The organism is Bacillus sp. NEAU-Y102, from assembly GCF_054788175.1.
This window is the reverse complement of the sequence record NZ_JBTWFK010000001.1, coordinates 258,631-281,296: the sequence shown is the minus strand read 5'-3', so window position 1 is coordinate 281,296 and position 22,666 is coordinate 258,631. Positions and strand designations below refer to the sequence as shown.

Here is a 22,666-nt window from a genome sequence, read left to right as displayed (position 1 = left end):
GGCCAAAACGAACAAGAATATGTTCATTTTGGCCTTTTTATTATTCATTTCATGTAATGAACATAGATCTAATCTTTTTCTAATAAATACATGAGTACTAAAAGATATTAGGGAATGAAGAATCTTTAATCCGAGACACTTTTCTTGACGATGATAATTTATGTAGTTAATATGATAGATATAAAATAACTTAATTACTTTTAATAATTAAATTATTTTATATAAGTTATAGTAATTAAGTAGTATGTGGTAAAAATGCTTTGAATTGCCACTATTAATATTGGGGACAATGAGAAAGCGACAAATATAAAAAATTTGAAGTTAAGAAGCAAGAGTGAATCAACAATGATAGTAGCTTCTGTACAATGCATTTTTACTATAGTGACAATGACTATACATCACGAGGGGGACTGAACTTGGAATCAATGACCTTTGTTTTATTTGGAGCGACAGGGGACTTAGCAAAACGCAAAATTTACCCCGCGCTATATAACTTATATAGAGATCAAAAGCTTCCAAAGCAAATATCTGTTATCGGGCTTGGAAGACGTGAAGTGTCTCATATAGATTTTCAAAAAAGAATAAAAGAATCAATAGAGACGTTTTCTCGTCAGAGGGAAGAAGGTACTCCGGAACTCGAAGGTTTTTTAGATAATTTTCGCTATTGTCCATTAGATGTGAGTAAACCGGAAGACTATGAGAGGTTATTACAAGTCGTTCGTGAAAGGGAAGAGGAACTACATATAAAAGGTAATAGAATGTTCTATCTTTCAGTTGCTCCTGAATTTTTCGAGACCATTGCTTTAAATATTAAGGAAAGCGGACTTGATAAAACAGATGGATGGAAACGCCTGATGATTGAGAAACCGTTTGGGCACGACCTTACATCTGCTCGTGAGCTTAATGATAAGCTTAGTCGCACGTTTGAAGAAGACGAGATATACCGTATTGATCACTATTTAGGTAAACCGATGATTCAAAACCTTGAAGCACTAGAATTTGCAAATCCTGTTCTCCAATCGATTTGGAACAAAGAACATATAGCAAATGTACAAATTACAGCTAGTGAAACAGTTGGGGTTGAAGAAAGAGCCGGATATTATGATCATGCAGGAGCCATTCGAGATATGGTTCAAAATCATATGTTACAAATATTAATGATGACTGCTATGAATCTGCCGGAAAAGGTTAATGCGTGTGAAATTCGAGAGGAAAAACGAAAAGTAATGGAGACGCTTCGTAAAGTGAAAAAAGAAGACGTTCAAAGCCATATCATTCGCGGTCAATACTCTTCAGGAGAGATAAAAGGCGGGCAAGTTGTAGCGTATAAAGAGGAGCCAGGAGTAAATCCTTCTTCTAACATAGACACATTTGTTGCTGCTCGTTTGTGGATCGATAATCCATTTTGGACTGGCGTTCCATTTTATATACGAACAGGAAAACGAATGAAAGAAAAGTCCACTCGTATTGTAATCGAGTTTAAAAATACGTTAAAACAGCAATATCAAGATAATAATCCAAATGCAGCACCTAACTTATTAATAATTGAAATTAGCCCAGGTGAGAATGTTTCATTACAGTTAAATAGTAAAAATCCATTGAAAAATGGAGAGATTGAACCGATGCGTATTAACTTTACTTGCGAGCAAGTGGATGTGGGAGTACCTGAAGCGTATGAAAGACTCATTCATGATGCGGTGAGTGGAGACGCTACATTCTTTGCACATTGGAGAGAAGTTGAATTGTCATGGGAATGGGTACAACCAATTCTTGAAGCGTTCGAGGAAAACTTATTACCGCTTCATGAATATGAGTCTGGTTCATATGGTCCAGAAGCGTCTAATGAACTGTTGCAAGAAAGTGGATTTAAATGGTGGTTAGATCAAGAGACGGAAAAATAAGTACTTTCTTTCATGAAAGCATTTAGGGGGACGATTACTATGGCACAAAACATAAATCAATTAGCAGTGAATACACTTCGTACGTTATCGATTGATGCTATTAATGCGGCAAACTCAGGTCATCCAGGTCTTCCGATGGGAGCAGCACCAATGGCTTATGCATTATGGGCGAATCATTTAAATTACAATCCTAATCACCCAGAATGGTTTAACCGTGATCGTTTCGTTTTATCGGCAGGACATGGATCTAGTCTGTTATATAGCCTACTTCATTTAGCTGGATATGACGTTTCAATTGATGACTTGAAAAACTTCAGAAAGTTAAATAGTAAAACACCAGGACATCCTGAGTTTGGTCATACTCCTGGAGTTGAAGCGACTACAGGCCCGTTAGGACAAGGGATTGCTAATGCTGTCGGAATGGCAATGGCAGAAGCTCATTTAGCAGCGAAGTTTAATAAGGATGGTCACTCTATTATAGATCACAATACGTATGCTTTAGTCGGAGATGGTGACTTAATGGAGGGTGTCGCTTATGAAGCGATGTCAATGGCAGGACATATGAAACTTGGCAAGTTAATTGTACTGTATGATTCAAATGAAATTTCACTTGATGGTGAATTAGGCATTGCTTTCTCTGAAGATATTCAGAAAAGGGCAGAATCTGTACATTGGCAATATGTAAGAGTTGAAGATGGAACCGATGTCGATGCTATTACAAAAGCCATTACATTAGCGAAAGAAAATACGGATCAACCTACTCTTATAGAAATTAGAACCATTATAGGTTATGGAAGTCCAAAAGTTGCTGGAACGAATAAAGCACATGGTAATCCGCTTGGAGTAGAAGAAGCGACAGCGACAAAACAAGTGTATGGTTGGCACTATGAGGAAGACTTCTTTGTGCCTGAAGAAGTAACAGCTCATTTTAATGAACTGAAACAAAAAGGTATTGAAAAAGAGAACGAATGGAATGAGCAATTTAACGTATACAGAGAGTCAAACCCTGCACTAGCAGATGAATTAGAAAAAGCGATTACAGGTGAGGTTTTAATTGAAGCGAAAGACATTCTATCTTTTGATACTGAAAAAACAATTTCCACTCGTGTTGCAAGTGGGGAAGCTATTAATCATTATGTGAAATCGATTCCTTCTATTTTCGGTGGAAGTGCGGATCTTTCTCATTCTACGATGACAGATATAAAAGGTGAAGCAGTATATGCAGTAGAATCATATGCTGGACGAAATATATACTTCGGTGTACGTGAACATGCAATGGGCGCGGCAGCGAATGGACTGGCTCTCCATGGAGGAGTAAAACCTTTCGTAAGTACATTCTTTGTATTTAATGATTACCTTCGTCCATCGATTCGACTGGCTACACTGCAAAAGTTACCTGTTACTTACGTATTTACACATGATTCGATTGCTGTAGGAGAAGATGGTCCAACGCATGAACCAATTGAACAATTGGCAGCGCTTCGAGCAATTCCTGGTCTAACAGTTATCCGTCCGTCAGATGCAAATGAAACAGCAAGTGCTTGGGCGTATGCTTTACAGCAAACGGATGGTCCAGTCGTTTTAGTACTGAGCCGTCAAAATTTACCGGTGTTTAATGAAACGAAAGCGAACATAGAGAATCTCTCTAAAGGAGCTTACGTATTAACACAAACAAATGAAAATCCGGATGTAATTTTAATTGCGACAGGTTCTGAAGTTTCTTTAGCTGCTAGTGCGAAAGCAAAATTAGAAGAAGATCAAGTTTCTGTTCGCATCGTTGCAATGCCAAGCTGGGAGCTATTCGATCACCAATCGAAAGAATATAAAGAATCGGTTCTTCCGTCTTCTGTAAAGAAACGAGTATCTCTTGAGATGGGTGTCTCTCTCGGCTGGGAGCGTTATGTAGGACAAGAAGGAAAAGTGCTATCAATTGAAACATTTGGAGCTTCAGGAACTGGAGCTGAAGTCATGAATCTATTTGGATTTACGACAGAAAATGTTGTTCAAATTACAAAAAATGTGTTGAATTCTTAAGCTATGACTGTGAATACCTTTCTGTACATATTAACATTTCAGTGCTGAAAGGTATTCCAGATTGTAGTGATATGGATTTTTAATAAAAGATGATTTGAGGAGGAATTATATTATGCAAGTAGGATTAATTGGGTTAGGTAAAATGGGATTAAATTTAGGGAAAAATTTAATGGATCATAAACATGAAGTAGTAGCATTTGATTTAAATACGAGCGCAGTAGAAGAAATGAAAGAGTACGGGGCAACAGGTACATCTAGTTTAAGTGAACTTGTTCAGTCATTACAATCACCAAGAATTCTTTGGGTAATGGTACCACACGCTGTTGTTGATTCTGTTATTGATGAGGTTACACCACTTTTATCAAAAGGAGATATTTTAATTGAAGCTGGTAATTCACATTATAAAGAGTCTATCCGCCGATATGAGCAATTAAAGAAAGATGGCATTCACTTTATGGATGCAGGAACTTCTGGTGGAATGGAAGGCGCTCGCAATGGTGCTTGTTACATGATCGGAGGAGATCAAGAAGCTTGGGACATCGTTGAACCTATCTTCCGCGATACAGCTGTAGAAAATGGGTACTTATATGCTGGAAAAGCTGGTAGTGGTCACTTTTTAAAAATGATTCACAACGGAATTGAATACGGTATGATGGCTGCTATTGGTGAAGGATTTGAGGTTTTAGAAAAAAGTGAATTTGACTACGATTATGAAAAAGTATCAAGAGTATGGAACAACGGTTCAGTAATCCGCTCTTGGTTAATGGAATTAACTGAAAATGCATTTTCTAAAGATGCAAAACTGGATGAAATTAAAGGCGTTATGCATTCTTCTGGTGAAGGGAAATGGACAGTAGAAACAGCATTAGACCTTCAAACAGCAACTCCTGTTATTGCGATGTCTCTATTAATGCGCTACCGCTCATTAGACAATGATACATTTACAGGAAAAGTTGTAGCAGCTCTGCGCAATGAATTTGGCGGACATGCAGTAGAAAAGAAATAAAGTGAAACTTTAATCAGTGGGGGCTTCATCCCACACCAATCGGGCTTTTACGGGATAATCATATTAAACATGTAACTCATCAACGTATAAAAACTGGAGGGAATTGATCATGAAATTTTTTATTGATACTGCAAATCTTGAGGACATAAAAAAAGCATATAAACTTGGAGTTTTAGCTGGTGTTACAACGAATCCTTCTTTAGTAGCAAAAGAGGGCGTTAAGTTTGAAGACCGTATCGCAGAAATTTGTCAGACAGTACCTAAAGTTGAGTCTGTATCGGCAGAGGTAACTCCGGATGCTGTTACGGCAGAAGAAATGATTGCTCAAGCAGAAGAATTAATTAAAATTAACGGTGGCGATAAAAATGTCACGATAAAACTTCCAATGACGCTAGCAGGATTAGAAGCTTGTCGCTACCTTACTGAAAAAGGTGTGAAAACGAACGTTACACTTATTTTCACTGTGAACCAAGCACTTTTAGCTGCTCGAGCAGGTGCAACGTACGTTTCTCCATTTTTAGGGCGTTTAGATGATATTTCTGAAGATGGCGTATTATTAGTTGCTAAAATTGCTGAATTATTCGATGTTCATCAATTAGATACACAAATCATTGCAGCTTCTGTTAGACACCCAGATCACGTAACTCGTGTAGCGATGGCAGGCGCTCACATTGCAACAATTCCTTATAAAGTAATTGAACAACTTGCTATGCATCCATTAACAGATCAAGGTATTGAAAAGTTTGCTGCGGATTGGGCGAAAGCGCCTAAATTATAATGAAGTGAAATGTTCACTAATTGCTTTTTTACGAGAGGGTCAATCTCTATGTGACTTCATCCTATAAACTTAATCTTGATTTTGACACCTTATTACGTGAAAACAGCAATATCATACAGAAACGATTCATTTTCAAATTAGTACAATAGATATGAAAAGGCCCCCTTATGAGAGTAAAGTTAGTTAGCACGTAATTCTCATAAGGGAGAGTCTTTTTTCGTATAAACCATGGTACTCCCAAGTATGTATACATAATTAGTAAAGAATTGAGAGTGTTCTTTTTTAATGGGATATTCTGAAAGGGGTTACATAGTGAGATCGAAATATATGATCGGTGTAGATATTGGGACAACTAGTACAAAATCGGTTTTGTTTTCAATTGATGGATCTGTTATTGCAAGTCATGGAATTGAATATCCTTTATATTCTCCTACGCCTGAAATAGCAGAACAAGATCCAGAAGAAATCTTTCAAGCGGTGATACATACGATTAAAGAAGTTGTGCAATCAAGTAATATACAAGCGGTTGATATTCTCTGTGTTTCTTTCAGTTCGGCAATGCATAGCGTTATCGCTGTAGACGAAGATGGAAATCCGTTAACGAAATGTATCACGTGGGCAGATAATAGAAGTGCAAGCTGGGCGGAGAAAATAAAGAATGATATGAATGGTCATGAAATTTATTTACGTACTGGGACACCTATTCATCCGATGTCACCACTTTCGAAATTAGTTTGGTTACAGAATGAGCGGGTAGAATTGTTCGCAAGAAGTTATAAATTCATTTCTATTAAAGAATATGTTTTCTACAAGTTATATAAAGAATATGTAATTGATTATTCTATAGCATCAGCGACAGGGATGTTTAATTTGAAATCTTTAAAATGGGATGAAGAGGCTCTACATGTTGCGGGAATTACAGATGACAAGCTTTCTAAACTTGTTCCAACAACGCACAGTTTAACAGGATTAGATGAAGAGCTTGCCAAAGGGATGAATGTACTTGTTTCTACGCCTTTTGTAGTAGGAGCGAGTGATGGAGTACTATCTAATTTAGGTGTAAATGCAATAGACCCTGGCGTTGTGGCTGTTACAATTGGTACAAGCGGTGCGATACGTGCTGTAACAAATCGTCCTGTAACAGATCCAAAAGGTAGAATTTTTTGTTATGCGTTAACTGAAGACCATTGGGTAATCGGTGGTCCAGTTAATAACGGTGGTATGATTTTCAGATGGGCTCGTGACCAATTGGGCACTTCAGAGATTGAACTTGCGAAGCGTTTAGGAAAAGATCCATATGAAGTACTTACTGAAATAGCAGCAAATGTGAATCCTGGATCTGACGGTTTATTATTTCATCCGTATTTAGCAGGGGAAAGAGCTCCTTTATGGAATGCAAATGCACGGGGATCTTTCTTTGGACTCGGATTGCATCATAAGAAAGAACATCTTATCCGTGCTGTTTTAGAAGGAGTAATTTATAATTTATATACCGTTCTTCTCGCTTTAAAAGAGCTAATTGGCGAACCAAAAAAAATTCAAGCGACAGGCGGTTTTGCAAGATCGGAACTTTGGAGACAGATGATGGCAGATATTTTCCATCAAGACGTATATGTTCCTGAAAGTTTCGAAAGCTCTTGCTTAGGTGCTGCAATCCTCGGTTTATATAGTTTAGGTGAAATAGATACATTATGCGTAGTTTCTGAAATGGTAGGGGCAGATTTTCATCATGGGCCAAACATGGAAAGTGTGGAAAAATATAAAGATTTAACACCAATCTATATTCGTCTGTCTCGTCAATTGGAAGAAGAATATGAAAGTATAGCAGCGTACCAAAAAAAGTGGGTTTAAAAGCTATTTATCAAGAAAATATGGTAACGTATAAAGAGGTACTCCGATTTTTTAGGATACTCTTTCAACATAAAATATTTTAAGAAGTATGATGAACGAAAAATATAGGGAGAGAGGGTTATAAAAATGAAGGATAACAAAGAGTTTATTGGATATGTTGGAACTTACACAAAAGAAAATAGTGAAGGAATATATAAGATTACTTTAGACACAGAAGCAAAAAAAATTAGTAATGTAACACTTGCCGCTAAGCTGGATAACCCTACATATGTAACGATTAACCGAAATAATGAGTATCTCTATTCCGTTGTTAAGGAAGGAGAATCTGGTGGTGTAGCTGCCTATTCAATTGATAGTAAAACTGGAGAGTTAAAGGCAGAAAACAGACAAGTAGTAGAAGGGGCTTCTCCTTGTCATGTGAGCGTTGATAGTGGGAATCATACGGTAGTTACAGCAAATTACCATAAAGGAACGATTGAGTCTTTTGAAATAAATGAAGAAAATGGAACTGTAAATCCTGCTTCATCTATTATGGCGCATGAAGGTTCAGGTCCAAATAAAGAAAGACAAGAAAAACCACATGCACATTACGCGGGATATACTCCTGATGAAAAATATGTGATAGGTGTTGATTTAGGAATTGATAAGTTAATTACGTATGAAATAAAAGATAGTACATTAACAGAAGTGAATAGTTTATCTGTAAATCCAGGGAGTGGTCCAAGACACATTACTTTTCATCCAAATGGAAAATACGCTTATGTAATGACGGAGCTTAGTTCAGAGGTTATTGCGCTAACATATAACTCGGAAGAAGGATCCTTTACAGAAGTACAGTATATTTCTACTCTTCCAGAACACTTTGATGAAAATAGTCAAGGAAGTGCTATCCATATTTCTTCTGACGGCCGTTTTGTATATGCAGGTAATCGTGGTCATAATAGTATCGCTATTTATAGCGTAGATCAAAATTCAGGTCAGCTTACATTTGTTGAACATACATCTACAGAAGGAAATTGGCCGAGGGACTTTGTATTAGATCCCACTGAAAAGTTTCTTGTTGCTACAAATGAAAAGTCACATAATCTTGTGCTATTTTCAAGAGATGAATCTACAGGAAAGTTAACACTTTTACAATCTGATGTTGCTGTGCCAGAGCCTGTTTGTGTGAAGTTTTTAAATGTTTAAGTTGTGTTCGATATAATTTCATATACTCAGAAAACAATAAAAAGCAAAGCGATATCGCTTTGCTTTTTATTGTTTCTTTTTCGGTCTACGTACTAATTCGCCGCCGCAGTTTGGACAAACGTTGTGTCTTTCTTCTGTACATGGTGCGCAAAATGTACATTCATATACACAAATGTATGCTTCAGAATCTTGTTCGAGCGATTGATCGCAAATTTGACAGTTTGTTTTCATTTGTAGTGCCATAATAAGTCTCCTTTTAGTTAGAAAATTTATAATTTAATTATAATTCATTAAATAAAAATAGTCCTTTTCAATTGAAAGGAAATCGAATGATAAAGTTATGAATTGAAACGAAAGATGCCGGTTTATTTTAAAATTGATTATTTATTACAGTTGGAATATTATGAAATAGTCAAAAGACAACAGGGGGTATAGATTTTGACTAATCATAATGATCATTTAAAAGCAAACTGCGAAAAATGCTTCGGTCTATGTTGCGTTGCATTACCGTTCGCAGCATCGGTAGATTTTGCAGTGAATAAAGATGGTGGTAAACCATGTTCCAACTTACAATCAGATTTTAGATGTAGTATACATAAAAATCTTAGAGGAAAAGGTTATAAAGGTTGTACAGTATTTGAATGTTTCGGCGCTGGGCAGAAGATTTCTCAAGTTACATTTAACGGGGTTGATTGGCGGAAAGATGCTAAGCATGCGAGAAAAATGTATGATGCTTTTCCAGTTATGCATCAACTTCATGAAATGCTTTGGTATTTGAATGAAGCGATTCTTTTAAAGGCAACACAGCCAATTCATAAAGAGCTGAAGACCGCAATTGAGGAGACAGAGCGACTTTCGAATTTAAATCCAGATGAGTTAATGAAAATAAATGTTCCAGTGCATAGGGCAGAGGTAAACATTCTTCTTTTAGAAACGAGCGAATTAGTATGGAAGGAAATGAATACTGCGCGTAAGAAACGAATCATACACCGCGGTGCAGACCTTATGGGAGCAAATCTGAAAAAGAAAGATTTACAAGGTGCAAATTTAAGAGGAGCATATTTAATTGCGGCAAACTTAAATGGAGCAGACTTACGAGGGGCAGATCTCATCGGAGCAGATTTACGAGATGCAGATATTCGCGGGACTGATTTTACAAATAGTATTTTCCTGACGCAAGTTCAAGTTAATGCGGCTAGAGGGGACAAACATACGAAATTACCGAAATTATTGTCTCGTCCATCGCATTGGAGTGCGTAAAGAGTGAGGAGTATTTAGTGTGGATATATTTCAGTATTTAGAAGAGATGCAAGAGGATGTCTTTTCGTTAGCAGTAGAGCAAATAGAAGCGAAGTATTATGATATTTGTTGCATGTTGGCGTCTACAGAATATGCAGAACGAATTAAAGCAATTGATTTAGAGTCATATAAGGAAAGTATTCGAGTAGGTTTGGATGCAGCTGTAGAAATGGCTACTAATGAAGAAGCAAAGGCGATTTATTTTGAGTATGATCTTGATAACGAGTGGAATAGTCAGTTTTATCCCGCATTAACGGGCAGTAAGACCCCCACCTCAAAATTCAGCGAAAGCAAAGAAGTTACGTGGGAGGTCAACTGCCCGTAAAAGCCCGATTGGTTCAACTAATAATCAGTGGGGATGAAGAACGCCCCCACTGATTAAAGTTTCACTTTATATTTGTGAGGAATATGTTTCAATGGAAGAAGAGGACGATAATTGGGCTTCTGAATGGACATATAATATTGAGGGGCCGGGGTCTGTAGAATTAGCGGATATGTATAATGAAAATGGCTTTGACACAAGTGAAAAAGCAATCGGTATAACTTTATATTTAATTGCTAAAACGCTGTGTAGTTTTATAAGTGTACGTAGTGAAGTGCAAAGTAATATACCGATTTGTATTGGTTTTCACGACCAAGATCCAATTATACGAACAGGCAGAGACTAAGAATCTCTGCCTGCTTTTTATTTCTTTTCAAAAGTAGTAATTAAAACGCTACATATAATGAGAATACCACCAATGAAAAAGTTACTATTTAATGTTTCATTTAAGAGCAACCAACCAAGTAACGATCCAACGATAGGTTGGAAGAAGAAAAATAAGGAACCGATGCTTGCATCCAGTAATTCTAATCCTTTATTCCAAAGGAAAAAGGCACCTGCTGTTGAGACGATTCCTAAGTATAATACGCCTAATATTACGTACGTATTTACTGTTCCGATAGAGGCCGCTTGTAGCTCCCATATCATAAAAGGTGTAATAAAAAAGAGTGAAAAGAAAATTGCGTACGTTGTAATAACTAAGGATGAAAATTGGATTGAAGCGATTTTTACATAAATAGATAGTAAAGCCCACGTAATAGCGGCTCCAACTAAAATGATTGTTCCGATAAAATAGGAGCCGATTTCAATATCCCATCCGATTACGATAATGACACCGATTGTCGCTATTACAGTAGATAAAAGTCTACGAGCAGTTAGTTTTTCTTTCAAAATGAGCGCTGCAAATATAACCATAAATGCAGGTGTAGCTGATGTAACTAACGAGCCTGTATGAGCGTCGGATAATTTTGTTCCGATAAATTGGCATGTGATTGAAATGAAATAGCCGATAAATCCAATCCAAGCGAATAATAGCCAATCTTTTTTGCGAATGGTTGCTTTTTTCTTTTGCTTTTTCTCAGCTATTTTCAAAATGAAATACAAAACAACAAAAGCGATAATAAAGCGTAACCAAACGAGTGTCAGTGGTGGGATAAAATCGAGTATGTATTTGCTAACAACATACATACCACCCCATATACTTGCTGCTAGTGATAAATATATAGCTCCTAAAATTGTTTGTTTCATGTAAAGTACCTCCGTCTATTTTTAGGGTAATATGAGTTCCCTAAGACGAGGCGTAGTGTATGTGCTAAATGAATGCCCGTCTTAGTTTATAGACGGCCTACAGGTTGATCGTTTTCGAATGAAGTGTTGTAGTACATGAGTGCATTCCTCCTTCATATTTTATAATGATATTATAACTTAATTTTCAGTTTATTGTACTGGGTTATTTTTTTAGAAATAGAACGGTATGTTCTAAAATAAGAAAAATTGAAAAGAACAGGTGATTTCATAAATATATTTGGCTAGCACGTAATTAATGAAATTTAATAATTTAATTATATAAGTAGAATCATATTCTATAAGTTTAAGAAAATATATGAAGTTGTGTATAAATTGTGAATAATAAACCGTCACGTTTGACTGTACAGTTTATGTGTTGTATGATGTAAGTAATATAAACAAGGGGGGAAGATCGTTGGGAAGGTGTATCGAATCGGACAGTTGGCTCTCATGGCTCACGTGTCGAAACGAACGATTGATTATTATACGAATCTAGGTATCTTAAAAGCGGAGCGATCTCAATCTAATTATCGCTATTACGACGAAACAGCATTTGAGACATTACAATTTATTGAGAAGTGCAAAGAAATGCATATGCCGCTTTGTGAGATTAAAGAGAAAATCGAGGAGAAGAAGAAGCTGCTCGGTATCAATGAACACGTTTCGAAACAAGTGAATGAAGTGACAGACCATATTCACCGATTAGAAGTGGAGCTTACTGAGTTAAAACCGCTTTTAGATGAATTGACTGATTCACAACGTGAAAAAATATCGAAATCTTTATCAGGTCAAACGACAGCTTTAATACAGACACTTGCTCTATTATTATAGAATAAGTGAAATCCGACCTCTTTAATTTTTGTATCGGGCTATGTTTTCTAACAAACAAATAAGAAAACATTATAGTATACAGGAGGTGGACACCTTAGTTTTTTAACTAAGGGGATTCATTGGAAATATTTAATTTAGTCATGGTTGCGATTTTAATCGCATTTACTGGATTTTTCGTAGCAGCAGAGTTTGCGATTGTAAAGATACGTTCAAGCCGTATCGATCAGCTTGTTGCGGAAGGAAAACGCGGTGCTTTAGCAGCGAAAAAGGTAACAACAAATTTAGATGAATATTTATCTGCTTGTCAATTAGGTATTACAGTTACAGCTATGGGATTAGGTTGGTTAGGTGAACCGACAATCGAAAAGTTATTACACCCGTTATTTGAGAAATGGAACTTAAATCCGTCTATTTCATCAGTATTAACATTTGGTCTTGCTTTTATGATTATGACGTATTTACACGTTGTAGTAGGGGAATTAGCTCCGAAAACGATGGCAATTCAAAAGGCTGAAAGGGTAACGTTATTATTGGCAGGTCCATTAATGATGTTCTATAAAGTAATGTATCCATTTATTTGGGTATTGAACGGTTCAGCTCGTGTGATAACTGGTTTATTCGGTTTAAAGCCAGCTTCAGAACATGAAGTAGCTCATACAGAAGAAGAATTACGTCTTATCCTTTCAGATAGCTATGAAAGCGGCGAAATTAATCAAGCTGAATACAAGTATGTAAATAACATTTTTGAATTTGATAATCGTATTGCGAAAGAGATTATGGTACCGCGAACAGAAATCATTGGTTTCTACCTGGAAGATTCAGTAGAAGAACACATGAAAGTAATCCAAAATGAGCGATACACACGTTATCCGATTTTTGGAGAAGATAAAGATGATATTATCGGTATGGTCAACGTAAAAGATTTCTTTATTCGATATATGACCGAGGATCAAAAAGATTTATCATCTATTCGCTCGTATATGCGTCCGATTATTGAAGTGATGGAAACGACTCCAATTCACGATTTATTACTTCAAATGCAGAAAAAGCGAATTCCGATGGCTGTTTTATATGATGAGTACGGAGGAACAGCCGGAATTGTAACGCTTGAAGATATCTTGGAGGAAATCGTCGGCGAAATTCGTGACGAATATGATGAAGATGAAGCACCACCAATTCAACATGTGAACGAGCAACATATCATTGTTGATGGAAAAGTGCTTATCTCAGAAGTGAAAGATTTATTTGGATTACACATCGAAGAAGATGATGTGGATACAATCGGTGGATGGATTATGATGCAAAATCATGAAATCGAAGAAGGACAACACGTTGAGGCGGAAGGTTATGAATTTAAAGTGTTAGAAAAAGACGCTTACCAAATTAAACGTGTTGAAATTCGTAAGATGGAACAAGAACAAGAAGAAGAGAAAGCAGCAACTGTGTAAGTTGCTGCTTTTCTTCTAAAGTACAAAAAATGAGAACTTAGGAGCGGATATTTTGATTCAAGAAGCCTTACGTGTATATCGATTACAATTGTATGTGATCTTTAGTGGTTTACTACTTATGTGGACGATTACTCCGTTTGGAAAACAAGTGACAGGGTTTGGTATTGGATTAGCAGTAAGCGCCTATTGTCTTTGGTTATTAGCTCGCAGGGTGGAGAAACTCGGAAAAAGTATCGTAATGAAGGAAAAGGCTCCTGGGTTAGGAGTTCTAAACCGATTTGCAGCTGCCATTTTAGGAGCAATCATCATGTATGAAATTGAGCATGAAATGGAAATGTGGGCATTTGGTACAGGCATTTTAGGTGGTCACTTTTTAATGATTGCAAATTTAGCTTATGCGAATATGCAGTTAGTGAAAGAGGAAGAGGAAGAGAAGCAAAGGGAACATGCTTCGAAAAACATAGAGCTATGATGAAAGGGGCCTAATGGGGTTCCTTTTTTGTGTTTAAGTGAGCTAATGAAAGGAATCAATTTTACGACAAATATAATACGCTTCTTTTTTTCGTTTTTCAATAGTATGAAAAATAATGTAAAAAAATTTAAAAACCCATCGATTTCTAAAGGTTATGTATGTTATTATGACAAAAGACTTTTTGAAAGAGGTGGATACCAATGTTACAAGCGTTACTTATTTTTGTGCTTCAAATTATTTATGTTCCAATTTTAACAATCCGTACGATTTTGCTTGTAAAGAATCAAACAAGATCCGCTGCTGGTGTTGGATTGTTAGAAGGAGCTATTTACATTGTCAGTTTAGGTATTGTGTTTCAAGATTTATCAAATTGGATGAACATCGTTGCCTATGTCATTGGCTTTAGTACAGGACTTTTATTAGGCGGTTATATAGAGAATAAATTAGCAATTGGTTATATTACGTATCAAGTTAGTTTACTAGACCGTTGTAATGAATTAGTAGATGAACTACGTCACTCTGGATTTGGTGTTACGGTATTTGAAGGCGAAGGAATTAATTCTATACGTTATCGCTTAGATATCGTTGCAAAGCGCTCTAGAGAGAAAGAACTGTTAGAAATCATTAATAAAATTGCACCGAAAGCGTTTATGTCTTCTTATGAAATCCGTTCATTTAAAGGCGGATATTTAACGAAGGCGATGAAGAAGAGAGCGTTAATGAAGAAGAAAGATGAACATGCATCGTAAAGAAAAGGGAGTAGTGCAGCTTTAAAAGCACGGCATAACCCCCATATGTAAAAGAGAGGAATCTATTTCAAATTTGATTCCTCTCTTTTTTATGAAGGGATTTATCTGTTAATTGGAAAAATTGAATCGTATAATTATTTTTTCTATTCATCCTCAAATTAATGATTAGCCATACAACTTGAATAAATACTGGTATAATAAACGCGATTAATAAAACGATAAGTGATATTGATTTAATTTCGGATGTTTGAGTAACACCAGCACCATCAACATCTCGTAGCCAAATAATAGCGGCCCATATTCCAAAAATGATAATCCAAAACATGTTGCCAATCCACCAAGAAACCCATCGTTTTTTCATGTTAGAATTCCTTATATTTACACTCTGTTAAAAGTATATTTTCGTTCGTTACATTGATCCCACTATTTGCCGGGCAGTCCGTAAAAGCTCGATTGGTGAGGGTTAATAATTAGTGGGGGATGATGCACAAAACCCCTACCGATTAAAGTTTCACTTTATAATGAAATAACTATAAAATTAGTTTTTCTTAACTGTATACCTAACTTGTTTAAAGGTTACCATTTCTCCATCTTTATCATCATCTTTTGTTTGCAAAAGTTGAACTTTTGGCTTGTAGTCCGTCCTATGAGCGTGTTCGATATCTTTAATGTTAAGCTTGTAGGATTCACCATTATTAATTTTTTGTTCCAATACTTTTTTATTAGCAACATAAATAAAGGTCACTTTATTTTCATCAATGCCCTCGGTCTTAATTTCTAATTCATTATCTTTTGTTGTAATGGTTGGTGTTAATAATTCCATACTGCCGTTTCCAGTTTCTAAAGAATTTCCTGCAATAGCTGAACATCCGGATAATATGATTCCGGTGAATAGAAGAACAGCTAATTTCTGTTTCATAACATCCCTCAATTCCATGTGAATTTTGATTTTGGTATTGCTAGATTACTAGTGTGGAGCGTAAATGTTTAGTTAGTACCCTTTTAATTGTACCATAATATGTAAATTAAAACAGGATGTATATCCAATTTAAGGGAGATTAAAAAATTTACTGATTGTTGTAAATTCGTGTGTTTTAGCTTCTATTTCAATCGAAATGTAGACGAGAGAAAGAAATTTTTTTATAGAAATTATAATTTTTACATTTTACAATAATGATAGGGAATAGATGAATTCATTTACTTCGGAGGTAGTTATTTGAACATTAATGAGAAGGCAATTGAAATGTTTGAACAAAATAAATATGAGGAAGCAATGGAACTGTTTCAACAAGCAGTACATGAATCTAGAGACGTACAATCTCTCAATAATCTGGCTTGGATGTACTTTTATGAGGAAGAGAATGATGATAAAGCTCTTGAATTAATAAGAGAAGTTGTTAAGTTGAATCCTTCTTCATACTTTCCTTATAACATCTTAGGGGAAATTTACACGAAACAAGAAAAATGGGAAGAAGCGAAAGAAGTATTGCAAAAATCTATTTCGATGCAACCATCGGATGAAGCATTTCACAATGTAGCTGTAGCGCATTATAACCTTGGAGAGTTAGAAAAAGCTTCGGAATTTTTTTTGCGAGTTGCAGGGGATTCGGACTATATAATGTATAGCTATGTAAAATGCTTAATTGATTTAGGGCGAACGACAGAAGCGAAAGAGAAGTTAGATGCTTTTAACAGGAAATCTGATAATTTTTTAGGAGAAATTCATGTAGCAGATTTATATGTTGAGTTGAATTGCTATAACGAAGCAATTGAATGGTTCGAAAAGGGATACAAAGAAGTTTGGAAAAGTCCTAACTGGATTGGTAGGTTTGTATATGCTCTATATAAAGCTAATAATTTCTCCCATATAAATGAAGTTATACAGGAATCTATCGAAGCGAAAACATCAGAAATAGAAGATGTTCAGAATGAAGAAGTAGAAGAAAACTGGACAGAAAAAGATAAGAAAGAGTTAATTGAGGAATATACAGAAGAGAATAATTGTTATAAAACAATGATAGAACGTATCAAATCTGGATATGTTCCAGGGTTAGAATTTGAAACTTATCATTTAGGGGGGTGCTATTTATTTGGTTGTAAAAGACATAATCATCTTGAATATGAAAAATAAAAAGATTCGACTGTCAAGTATGATGGTCGAATTTTTTTATTATAGGTTGCTTGTCTAAAGGTACCATCTCAATTGTAATGTGTTAAAGAGGTTTCGTCTCATTACATAGGTATATATCCTCTTTAGAGCTCCCTTTTTTAATATTTAAAATATGGAGTGAAATAAAACCAATAACTCCTATTCCGCCGAAAATAAGCCATGGTGTATACATTCCGTTTAAATTGGATGTAAACGATGTCCCGGTATAGTTACCGATGATAAAACCAAATGCGAGTGATAGTTGATAAAATCCGAAGAAAGTGGCTGTATATGATTCATTACTGTAATTTGCAATAGCGATATCAGCGTTAGGTAATACGAGTGTTTCACCGATTGTAAATAAAATTACACAAATAAAGAGCCAATATGGGTGTTGAAATAAAGGAATGAGTAAAAAGGAAATACTCATTAATAAAACACCGTATTTAATAATCGAAAGTGTGTTGTATTTGTGGAATAATTTTCGGAATAATACCATAAATATGACGCCTGTTATCGCATTTATCGTAATAACGAGTGTAGCAAGTTGATTGCTATTACTAATGTTTTTCATATGAAGTGGAAGTGCGACAGTAAGCTGAGTAAACATAATATAGAAGAAAATCATGATAAAGGAAAACAGAAGGAAAGACTTGTTTTGTAAGATGGCCTGTATTCCTAATGTAATAGACGTGTTTTCAGTAGTGACATGGAAGTGATTTTTAAGTAAGTAAAAGATAAAAGCAAATAACAGCATAAGAGATCCTGTTAGAGAGAAAGCGTAGAGTGGATTGAGTAAGAGTAAGAACCCTCCTGCAATTGGTCCGATTATTGCACCGCAATTAAAGCTAAGGTTTAAATATGTAAATAAATTTTTTCTCAAATGAGCTGGCTGTGAGCCAAATATAGCGCGAGCGGCAGGTTCGTAAAATGCAGTTCCGAAGCCAATAAGTGCAGAAGAAATAGAAATTGTATAGAAATCAGAGCATATTCCTAAAGCGATAAATCCGATTCCTCTCAAAAATAAACCAGCTATCATCATAATGATATAGCCTATTTTGTCAGCAATTAACCCTGAGAATAATGGGATAACTCGTGATGTAATTGTCATAACCGTCAACACTGTTCCTACTTGGACAGCAGAAAAATGAAGAAAGGTTAATAGATAAATAGCTAAAAATGCGTATACTGCAAAATACCCAAAAGACATAAAAAATGAAGAAATAAGCATGAAACGTATCGGTGTTGAGAAACTTTTCATAGAAATCCCCCTAATTATGTAACCAGTAAAATTATTTGATGGTTAACTATTTTATACTATAATTATACATAAAGTCAGAAAAAAGTAAATTTTAAGAAGAAGGTGGATCGAATTGAATCAAAACGCTCCAAATGAACTAGAATATATTCGGGAATTTTTAAATACATGGAGAATACCAAACGATACGAGAGAGCCAATTGATTTGCTGCAAACAAAAGAAGATATAAAGCTCTTTATGAAAGAATATTTTGATGAAGAGTTTCCATTTCATACGATAGAGGAATTAAGAGGTTTTCGAGAAGATATTCGGATGACAATTGAAGGCGAAGGATCATTGCAAAAATGGTTAGAGAAATACCCATTTCATGTACATATAAAGGAAGATATGAAAGGTATTACATATGAACCAGTATATGAAGAGAATGTGTATACAAAAGTGCTAAGCATTGTGTTAATGTCAATTCAAGAAAATGTGTGGGGAAGGTTAAAAGCATGTCCAGATTGTCGCTGGGTATTTTATGATCATTCGCGAAATGGAAGTAAAAGATGGTGCGGTATGTATGCTGGAGAAGAAGGAGGAAGAGCATGCGGGACGATTGCAAAAGTGAAAAACTACCGGGCGAAGAGAAAAGGGCGATCTGGTTATGATATGTAAGTAATATTAGAGAAAGAAAAATGGATGGGGGGAATGATATGGAAGGCACACAAATGTTAGCTTTAAACAAAAAGTGTTGGGATACAGTTGCACCATATTTCTTTCAAGTGGATTGTTTACCGAAATATGGTCCGTATACGGCGTCTGAAGATGAGATTCATTTGTTCGATTCAATTAGAAATAAAAAAGTTCTTGATATTGGGTGTGGAAGTGGACATTCGTTGCAATATATGGCAGAGCATAGGGCAGAGGAAGTATGGGGTCTTGATCTTTCAAGTGAACAAATTAAAACAGCGAATAAAACGTAAAAGCGTTGGAATCCAAAGTTAATATGCGGAGCAATGGAAGAAGAAGGAGATATTCAGAAAGGGTATTTTGATATTATATATTCCATTTATGCATTAGGTTGGACTTCAAATTTAGGAAAAACAGTAGAGTTTATATATTCCTATTTAAAGCCAGGAGAAAGTTTTATTTTTAGTTGGGAGCACCCAGTATATTCAAACTTACAATATGGTACAGAAGAAGTTGCTATAAAGTCTTCTTATCATGAGGAAACGTCCATTACGTTTGAAACATTTAAAGGAGAAAATGTACAAGCGATATTATATAAGAGAAAAATAAGTACATATATAAATGAGTTAAATAGAGCAGGCTTTATAATTGAGAGAATAGAAGAGCCTGAACCATCGAGCTCGTTTGATGGAGGACTAGCTGAGCCGTCTACGAAATATTATTCTTTATATAAAGCTAGGATGGTACCAACTACTTTTATTATTAAGGCGAGGAAATAAATTGTTTTATAAAAAGAAGCCTATCGTTTCAAATAGTTGAAATGATAGGCTTCTTTATTTTTAAAAAATAAGGTCAGAGGTGTACTTTTTTTAAAAAAATGCATTTCATATAAAAGGTGTAATGATTTTAGGGAAGGGGGATTGTTGTGCGTCATCATAAAAATTGCAAAAAATTCGGAGTGGCACTGCCTCTTCCGCTTATAGGTGCAACTGGTCCAACAGGTAATAGTGGCCCTGTAGGTCCAACTGGAGGGCATGAAGGTCCTGTTGGTCCAACAGGGACGACTGGACCGACGGGAGCAACTGGTCCCCAAGGACCTCAAGGTATCAGGGGAATACAAGGTTCGCGAGGGACAACAGGAGCGCAGGGAATACAAGGAGCTGTTGGTGATACCGGAGAGCAAGGTATAACTGGTCCAACTGGCCTCCAAGGTGCTCAAGGATTAATCGGAAACCAAGGTCCAATTGGTGATATTGGGGTACAAGGATTAGAAGGAACACAGGGAGCTACGGGTCCTGCTGGTAGTCAAGGAATACAGGGCATACAAGGAATACAAGGGGAAGTAGGTGAGCGAGGACAAACGGGGGCACAAGGAATACAAGGAGAGAGAGGGGTAACTGGTTCCCAAGGTCCTCAAGGTGTTCAAGGGATACAAGGAGAGCAAGGGGCTACTGGTATACAAGGAGAAGACGGCGCTCAAGGAATACAAGGAATTACTGGAGAACAAGGACACCAAGGTGATCAAGGGGCACAAGGTGTAGTAGGACCAACTGGTTCTACTGGAATACAAGGTCCTCAAGGTATAAGCGGAATAAAGGGAATAACCGGTGTAACAGGCCCTCAAGGTCCACAAGGAGTTCAAGGAATACAAGGAGTAAGTGGATCCACAGGTTTTCAAGGAGCAAAAGGAGTACGAGGGATAACAGGAGCAACTGGTCCTACTGGTACACAAGGCTCAGAAGGACCACCGGGTGGTCCGACGGGAACAACCGGTCCAATTGGTCCATCTAGTGGAGTGACTGGTCCATCAGGTCCACCCGGCCCGCCAGGAGGTCCAACAGGTCCAACGGGTGCGACTGGTTCAACAGGTGTAAGCGGAGGGATAGGACCAATTGGAGCGCAAGGAGTGCAAGGTATAACAGGTCCAACAGGTCCTCAAGGTGTAAGGGGAGTCCAAGGTTCCCAAGGTGTAGTTGGAGCAGTTGGAGTCCAAGGGGCACAAGGTCCTCAAGGTAACCCAGGTATAACGGGTCCAACGGGTGCAGAAGGTTCTCAAGGAATACAAGGTACGCGTGGAGTAACTGGTCCGACAGGTGCAGAAGGCCCTAAAGGTATTCAAGGTATTCAAGGTGTAATAGGCCCAACAGGTGCACAAGGAATGGTGGGAGTACAAGGGATAGCCGGTCCAGCTGGTGTTACAGGAGCGGAAGGAGTTCAAGGTGAACAAGGAATCCGAGGAGCAACTGGTCCAGCTGGAGCGCAAGGTATACAAGGAGTACAAGGAATTCAAGGGGAAACAGGAGCAGCTGGAGCACAAGGTCCTCAAGGAGTTCAAGGGATACAAGGGACTACGGGATTGACGGGTGCACAAGGTGCACAAGGTCTTCAAGGAGTGCAAGGAATAATCGGTCCGACTGGAGCTATTGGTTTGCAAGGTCCTCAAGGATTACAAGGAATAACGGGTCCAACAGGAGTTCAAGGAGTGCAAGGAATACAAGGAGTGCAAGGAATAATCGGTCCAACAGGAGCACAAGGAATTAGAGGTCCCCAAGGAAATACAGGGGAGGTCGGTATAACTGGCCCTCAAGGAGTCCAAGGGGCACAAGGTAGTCAAGGACCCCAAGGCCCACAAGGGAATATTGGAATTACTGGTGCAACGGGTGAAACTGGAGCTACTGGAGCAACCGGGTCAACTGGACCACAAGGTGTGCAAGGTGTTCAAGGGATTACGGGAATACAAGGAATAACAGGAATGACAGGCGATATAGGTGCAACGGGTCCGCAAGGAATACAAGGTATACAAGGAATTCAAGGTTTGCAAGGCCCAATTGGAGCAAGTGGGGTGACAGGTGCTAGTGGTAGTATAGGCCCAGTTGGAGCGCAAGGTAGTCAGGGGCAAAACGGAGCGGTTGGACCAACAGGCGCAACTGGTAATGTAGGATCAATAGGTTTCTCGGGGATAGCAGGAGCGACTGGAGCGACTGGTTTACCTAGTGGGGGCGGTTATTTCTTTTCCACTGCAACGAGTACAATTGCAGCGAATGCGCTAATACCAATTAATTCTGGTTCTACAATTTTTGGAGCAGGAGTTAGTTTAACAAATGCGACAACTATAACGTTAAGTACGCCAGGGATATATTTAATAAGTTATTATTTTCAAGGGGATGCAATTTTGGGGAATGAAACGATTTCGGTAAGGCTTGTTTTAAACGGAACGCAAGTCGCAGGGAGTTTTATTCTTTATGTTACAAAAGGTAATTTTATATTAGAACCAGCGATTTCAAATACGATGGTAATTGAAGTTACTTCTCCAAATTCCACTTTGTCATTACAAAATGGTCCATTAGCTATTGGGCATGTAACGACATTAGCGGGAGTAATAACAGCTAGCTTAAACATATTACAAATAGTTTGATGCGT

The 22,666-nt window shown here is 37.1% G+C and carries 19 protein-coding genes and 2 pseudogenes; 16 read left to right on the top strand and 5 right to left on the bottom strand.

Annotation, left to right across the window (positions count from 1 at the left end; genetic code table 11):
• Positions 1-416 precede the first annotated feature (416 nt).
• The 6 genes from zwf to ACYFX0_RS01355 all read left to right on the top strand — a co-directional run bounded on the left by zwf (position 417) and on the right by ACYFX0_RS01355 (position 8,758).
• Complete coding sequence (zwf, locus tag ACYFX0_RS01380; protein ID WP_000445329.1) at positions 417-1,901, top strand: glucose-6-phosphate dehydrogenase; 1,485 nt, start codon at positions 417-419, stop codon at positions 1,899-1,901.
• A gap of 39 nt (positions 1,902-1,940) precedes the next feature.
• Complete coding sequence (tkt, locus tag ACYFX0_RS01375; protein WP_460269712.1) at positions 1,941-3,935, top strand: transketolase; 1,995 nt, start codon at positions 1,941-1,943, stop codon at positions 3,933-3,935.
• 112 nt (positions 3,936-4,047) lie between these two features.
• Positions 4,048-4,941 (top strand): phosphogluconate dehydrogenase (NAD(+)-dependent, decarboxylating), encoded by an 894-nt coding sequence (gnd, locus tag ACYFX0_RS01370; RefSeq protein WP_001195926.1) that lies wholly within the window; start codon positions 4,048-4,050, stop codon positions 4,939-4,941.
• A gap of 109 nt (positions 4,942-5,050) precedes the next feature.
• Positions 5,051-5,719, top strand: coding sequence for a fructose-6-phosphate aldolase (gene fsa, locus ACYFX0_RS01365; RefSeq protein WP_106082311.1), 669 nt, complete (start codon positions 5,051-5,053; stop codon positions 5,717-5,719).
• A 327-nt stretch (positions 5,720-6,046) separates the two neighbouring features.
• Positions 6,047-7,570, top strand: a complete 1,524-nt coding sequence (gntK, locus tag ACYFX0_RS01360) for a gluconokinase (RefSeq protein ID WP_142398806.1) — start codon at positions 6,047-6,049, stop codon at positions 7,568-7,570.
• A 126-nt stretch (positions 7,571-7,696) separates the two neighbouring features.
• Positions 7,697-8,758 carry a lactonase family protein gene (locus tag ACYFX0_RS01355; RefSeq protein ID WP_000654322.1) on the top strand — a complete coding sequence of 354 codons (1,062 nt, stop codon included), beginning with the start codon at positions 7,697-7,699 and terminating at the stop codon, positions 8,756-8,758.
• 66 nt (positions 8,759-8,824) lie between these two features.
• Here ACYFX0_RS01355 and ACYFX0_RS01350 read toward each other — a convergent pair whose 3' ends face one another.
• A complete protein-coding gene (locus ACYFX0_RS01350; RefSeq protein WP_001207874.1) occupies positions 8,825-9,001 on the bottom strand; it encodes a DUF1272 domain-containing protein in 177 nt (58 codons plus the stop codon).
• A gap of 195 nt (positions 9,002-9,196) precedes the next feature.
• Here ACYFX0_RS01350 and ACYFX0_RS01345 point away from each other — a divergent pair, with 195 nt between their 5' ends.
• Together ACYFX0_RS01345 and ACYFX0_RS01340 are read left to right on the top strand one after the other, a co-directional pair.
• Positions 9,197-10,018 carry a pentapeptide repeat-containing protein gene (locus ACYFX0_RS01345; RefSeq protein WP_106082310.1) on the top strand — a complete coding sequence of 274 codons (822 nt, stop codon included), beginning with the start codon at positions 9,197-9,199 and terminating at the stop codon, positions 10,016-10,018.
• A 19-nt stretch (positions 10,019-10,037) separates the two neighbouring features.
• Positions 10,038-10,725, top strand: a pseudogene (locus ACYFX0_RS01340) (hypothetical protein).
• A 17-nt stretch (positions 10,726-10,742) separates the two neighbouring features.
• Here the strand turns inward: ACYFX0_RS01340 and ACYFX0_RS01335 are convergent.
• Positions 10,743-11,627, bottom strand: coding sequence for a DMT family transporter (locus ACYFX0_RS01335; RefSeq protein WP_460269708.1), 885 nt, complete (start codon positions 11,625-11,627; stop codon positions 10,743-10,745).
• Between the two features lie 462 nt (positions 11,628-12,089).
• Here ACYFX0_RS01335 and ACYFX0_RS01330 point away from each other — a divergent pair, with 462 nt between their 5' ends.
• The 4 genes from ACYFX0_RS01330 (at position 12,090) to ACYFX0_RS01315 (ending at position 15,166) form a co-directional block, all read left to right on the top strand.
• A complete protein-coding gene (locus tag ACYFX0_RS01330; protein WP_000285639.1) occupies positions 12,090-12,497 on the top strand; it encodes a MerR family transcriptional regulator in 408 nt (135 codons plus the stop codon).
• A 119-nt stretch (positions 12,498-12,616) separates the two neighbouring features.
• Positions 12,617-13,945 (top strand): hemolysin family protein, encoded by a 1,329-nt coding sequence (locus ACYFX0_RS01325; RefSeq protein ID WP_000402255.1) that lies wholly within the window; start codon positions 12,617-12,619, stop codon positions 13,943-13,945.
• A gap of 52 nt (positions 13,946-13,997) precedes the next feature.
• Positions 13,998-14,417: an ATP synthase subunit I gene (locus ACYFX0_RS01320; protein ID WP_000613871.1), complete on the top strand. Its 420-nt coding sequence runs from the start codon at positions 13,998-14,000 to the stop codon at positions 14,415-14,417.
• Positions 14,418-14,617: 200 nt separating this feature from the next.
• Positions 14,618-15,166, top strand: a complete 549-nt coding sequence (locus tag ACYFX0_RS01315) for a DUF2179 domain-containing protein (RefSeq protein WP_000938443.1) — start codon at positions 14,618-14,620, stop codon at positions 15,164-15,166.
• 67 nt (positions 15,167-15,233) lie between these two features.
• Here the strand turns inward: ACYFX0_RS01315 and ACYFX0_RS01310 are convergent, their stop codons facing one another.
• Entirely contained in the window at positions 15,234-15,527 is a 294-nt protein-coding gene (locus ACYFX0_RS01310; RefSeq protein ID WP_016077440.1) for a DUF3923 family protein, read from the bottom strand.
• 177 nt (positions 15,528-15,704) lie between these two features.
• A complete protein-coding gene (locus tag ACYFX0_RS01305; RefSeq protein ID WP_000810640.1) occupies positions 15,705-16,085 on the bottom strand; it encodes a hypothetical protein in 381 nt (126 codons plus the stop codon).
• 297 nt (positions 16,086-16,382) lie between these two features.
• On the opposite strand from ACYFX0_RS01305, the gene ACYFX0_RS01300 reads away from it, so the two are divergent.
• A complete protein-coding gene (locus ACYFX0_RS01300; protein ID WP_106082306.1) occupies positions 16,383-17,297 on the top strand; it encodes a tetratricopeptide repeat protein in 915 nt (304 codons plus the stop codon).
• Positions 17,298-17,379: 82 nt separating this feature from the next.
• Here ACYFX0_RS01300 and ACYFX0_RS01295 read toward each other — a convergent pair whose 3' ends face one another.
• Positions 17,380-18,576: an MDR family MFS transporter gene (locus tag ACYFX0_RS01295; protein WP_106082305.1), complete on the bottom strand. Its 1,197-nt coding sequence runs from the start codon at positions 18,574-18,576 to the stop codon at positions 17,380-17,382.
• 112 nt (positions 18,577-18,688) lie between these two features.
• On the opposite strand from ACYFX0_RS01295, the gene ACYFX0_RS01290 reads away from it, so the two are divergent.
• The 3 genes and pseudogenes from ACYFX0_RS01290 (at position 18,689) to ACYFX0_RS01280 (ending at position 22,661) form a co-directional block, all read left to right on the top strand.
• A complete protein-coding gene (locus ACYFX0_RS01290; RefSeq protein WP_106082304.1) occupies positions 18,689-19,231 on the top strand; it encodes a CGNR zinc finger domain-containing protein in 543 nt (180 codons plus the stop codon).
• A 38-nt stretch (positions 19,232-19,269) separates the two neighbouring features.
• Positions 19,270-20,025: pseudogene (locus tag ACYFX0_RS01285) on the top strand (class I SAM-dependent methyltransferase).
• A 146-nt stretch (positions 20,026-20,171) separates the two neighbouring features.
• Positions 20,172-22,661 carry a collagen-like protein gene (locus ACYFX0_RS01280; protein WP_460269704.1) on the top strand — a complete coding sequence of 830 codons (2,490 nt, stop codon included), beginning with the start codon at positions 20,172-20,174 and terminating at the stop codon, positions 22,659-22,661.
• Positions 22,662-22,666 lie beyond the last annotated feature (5 nt).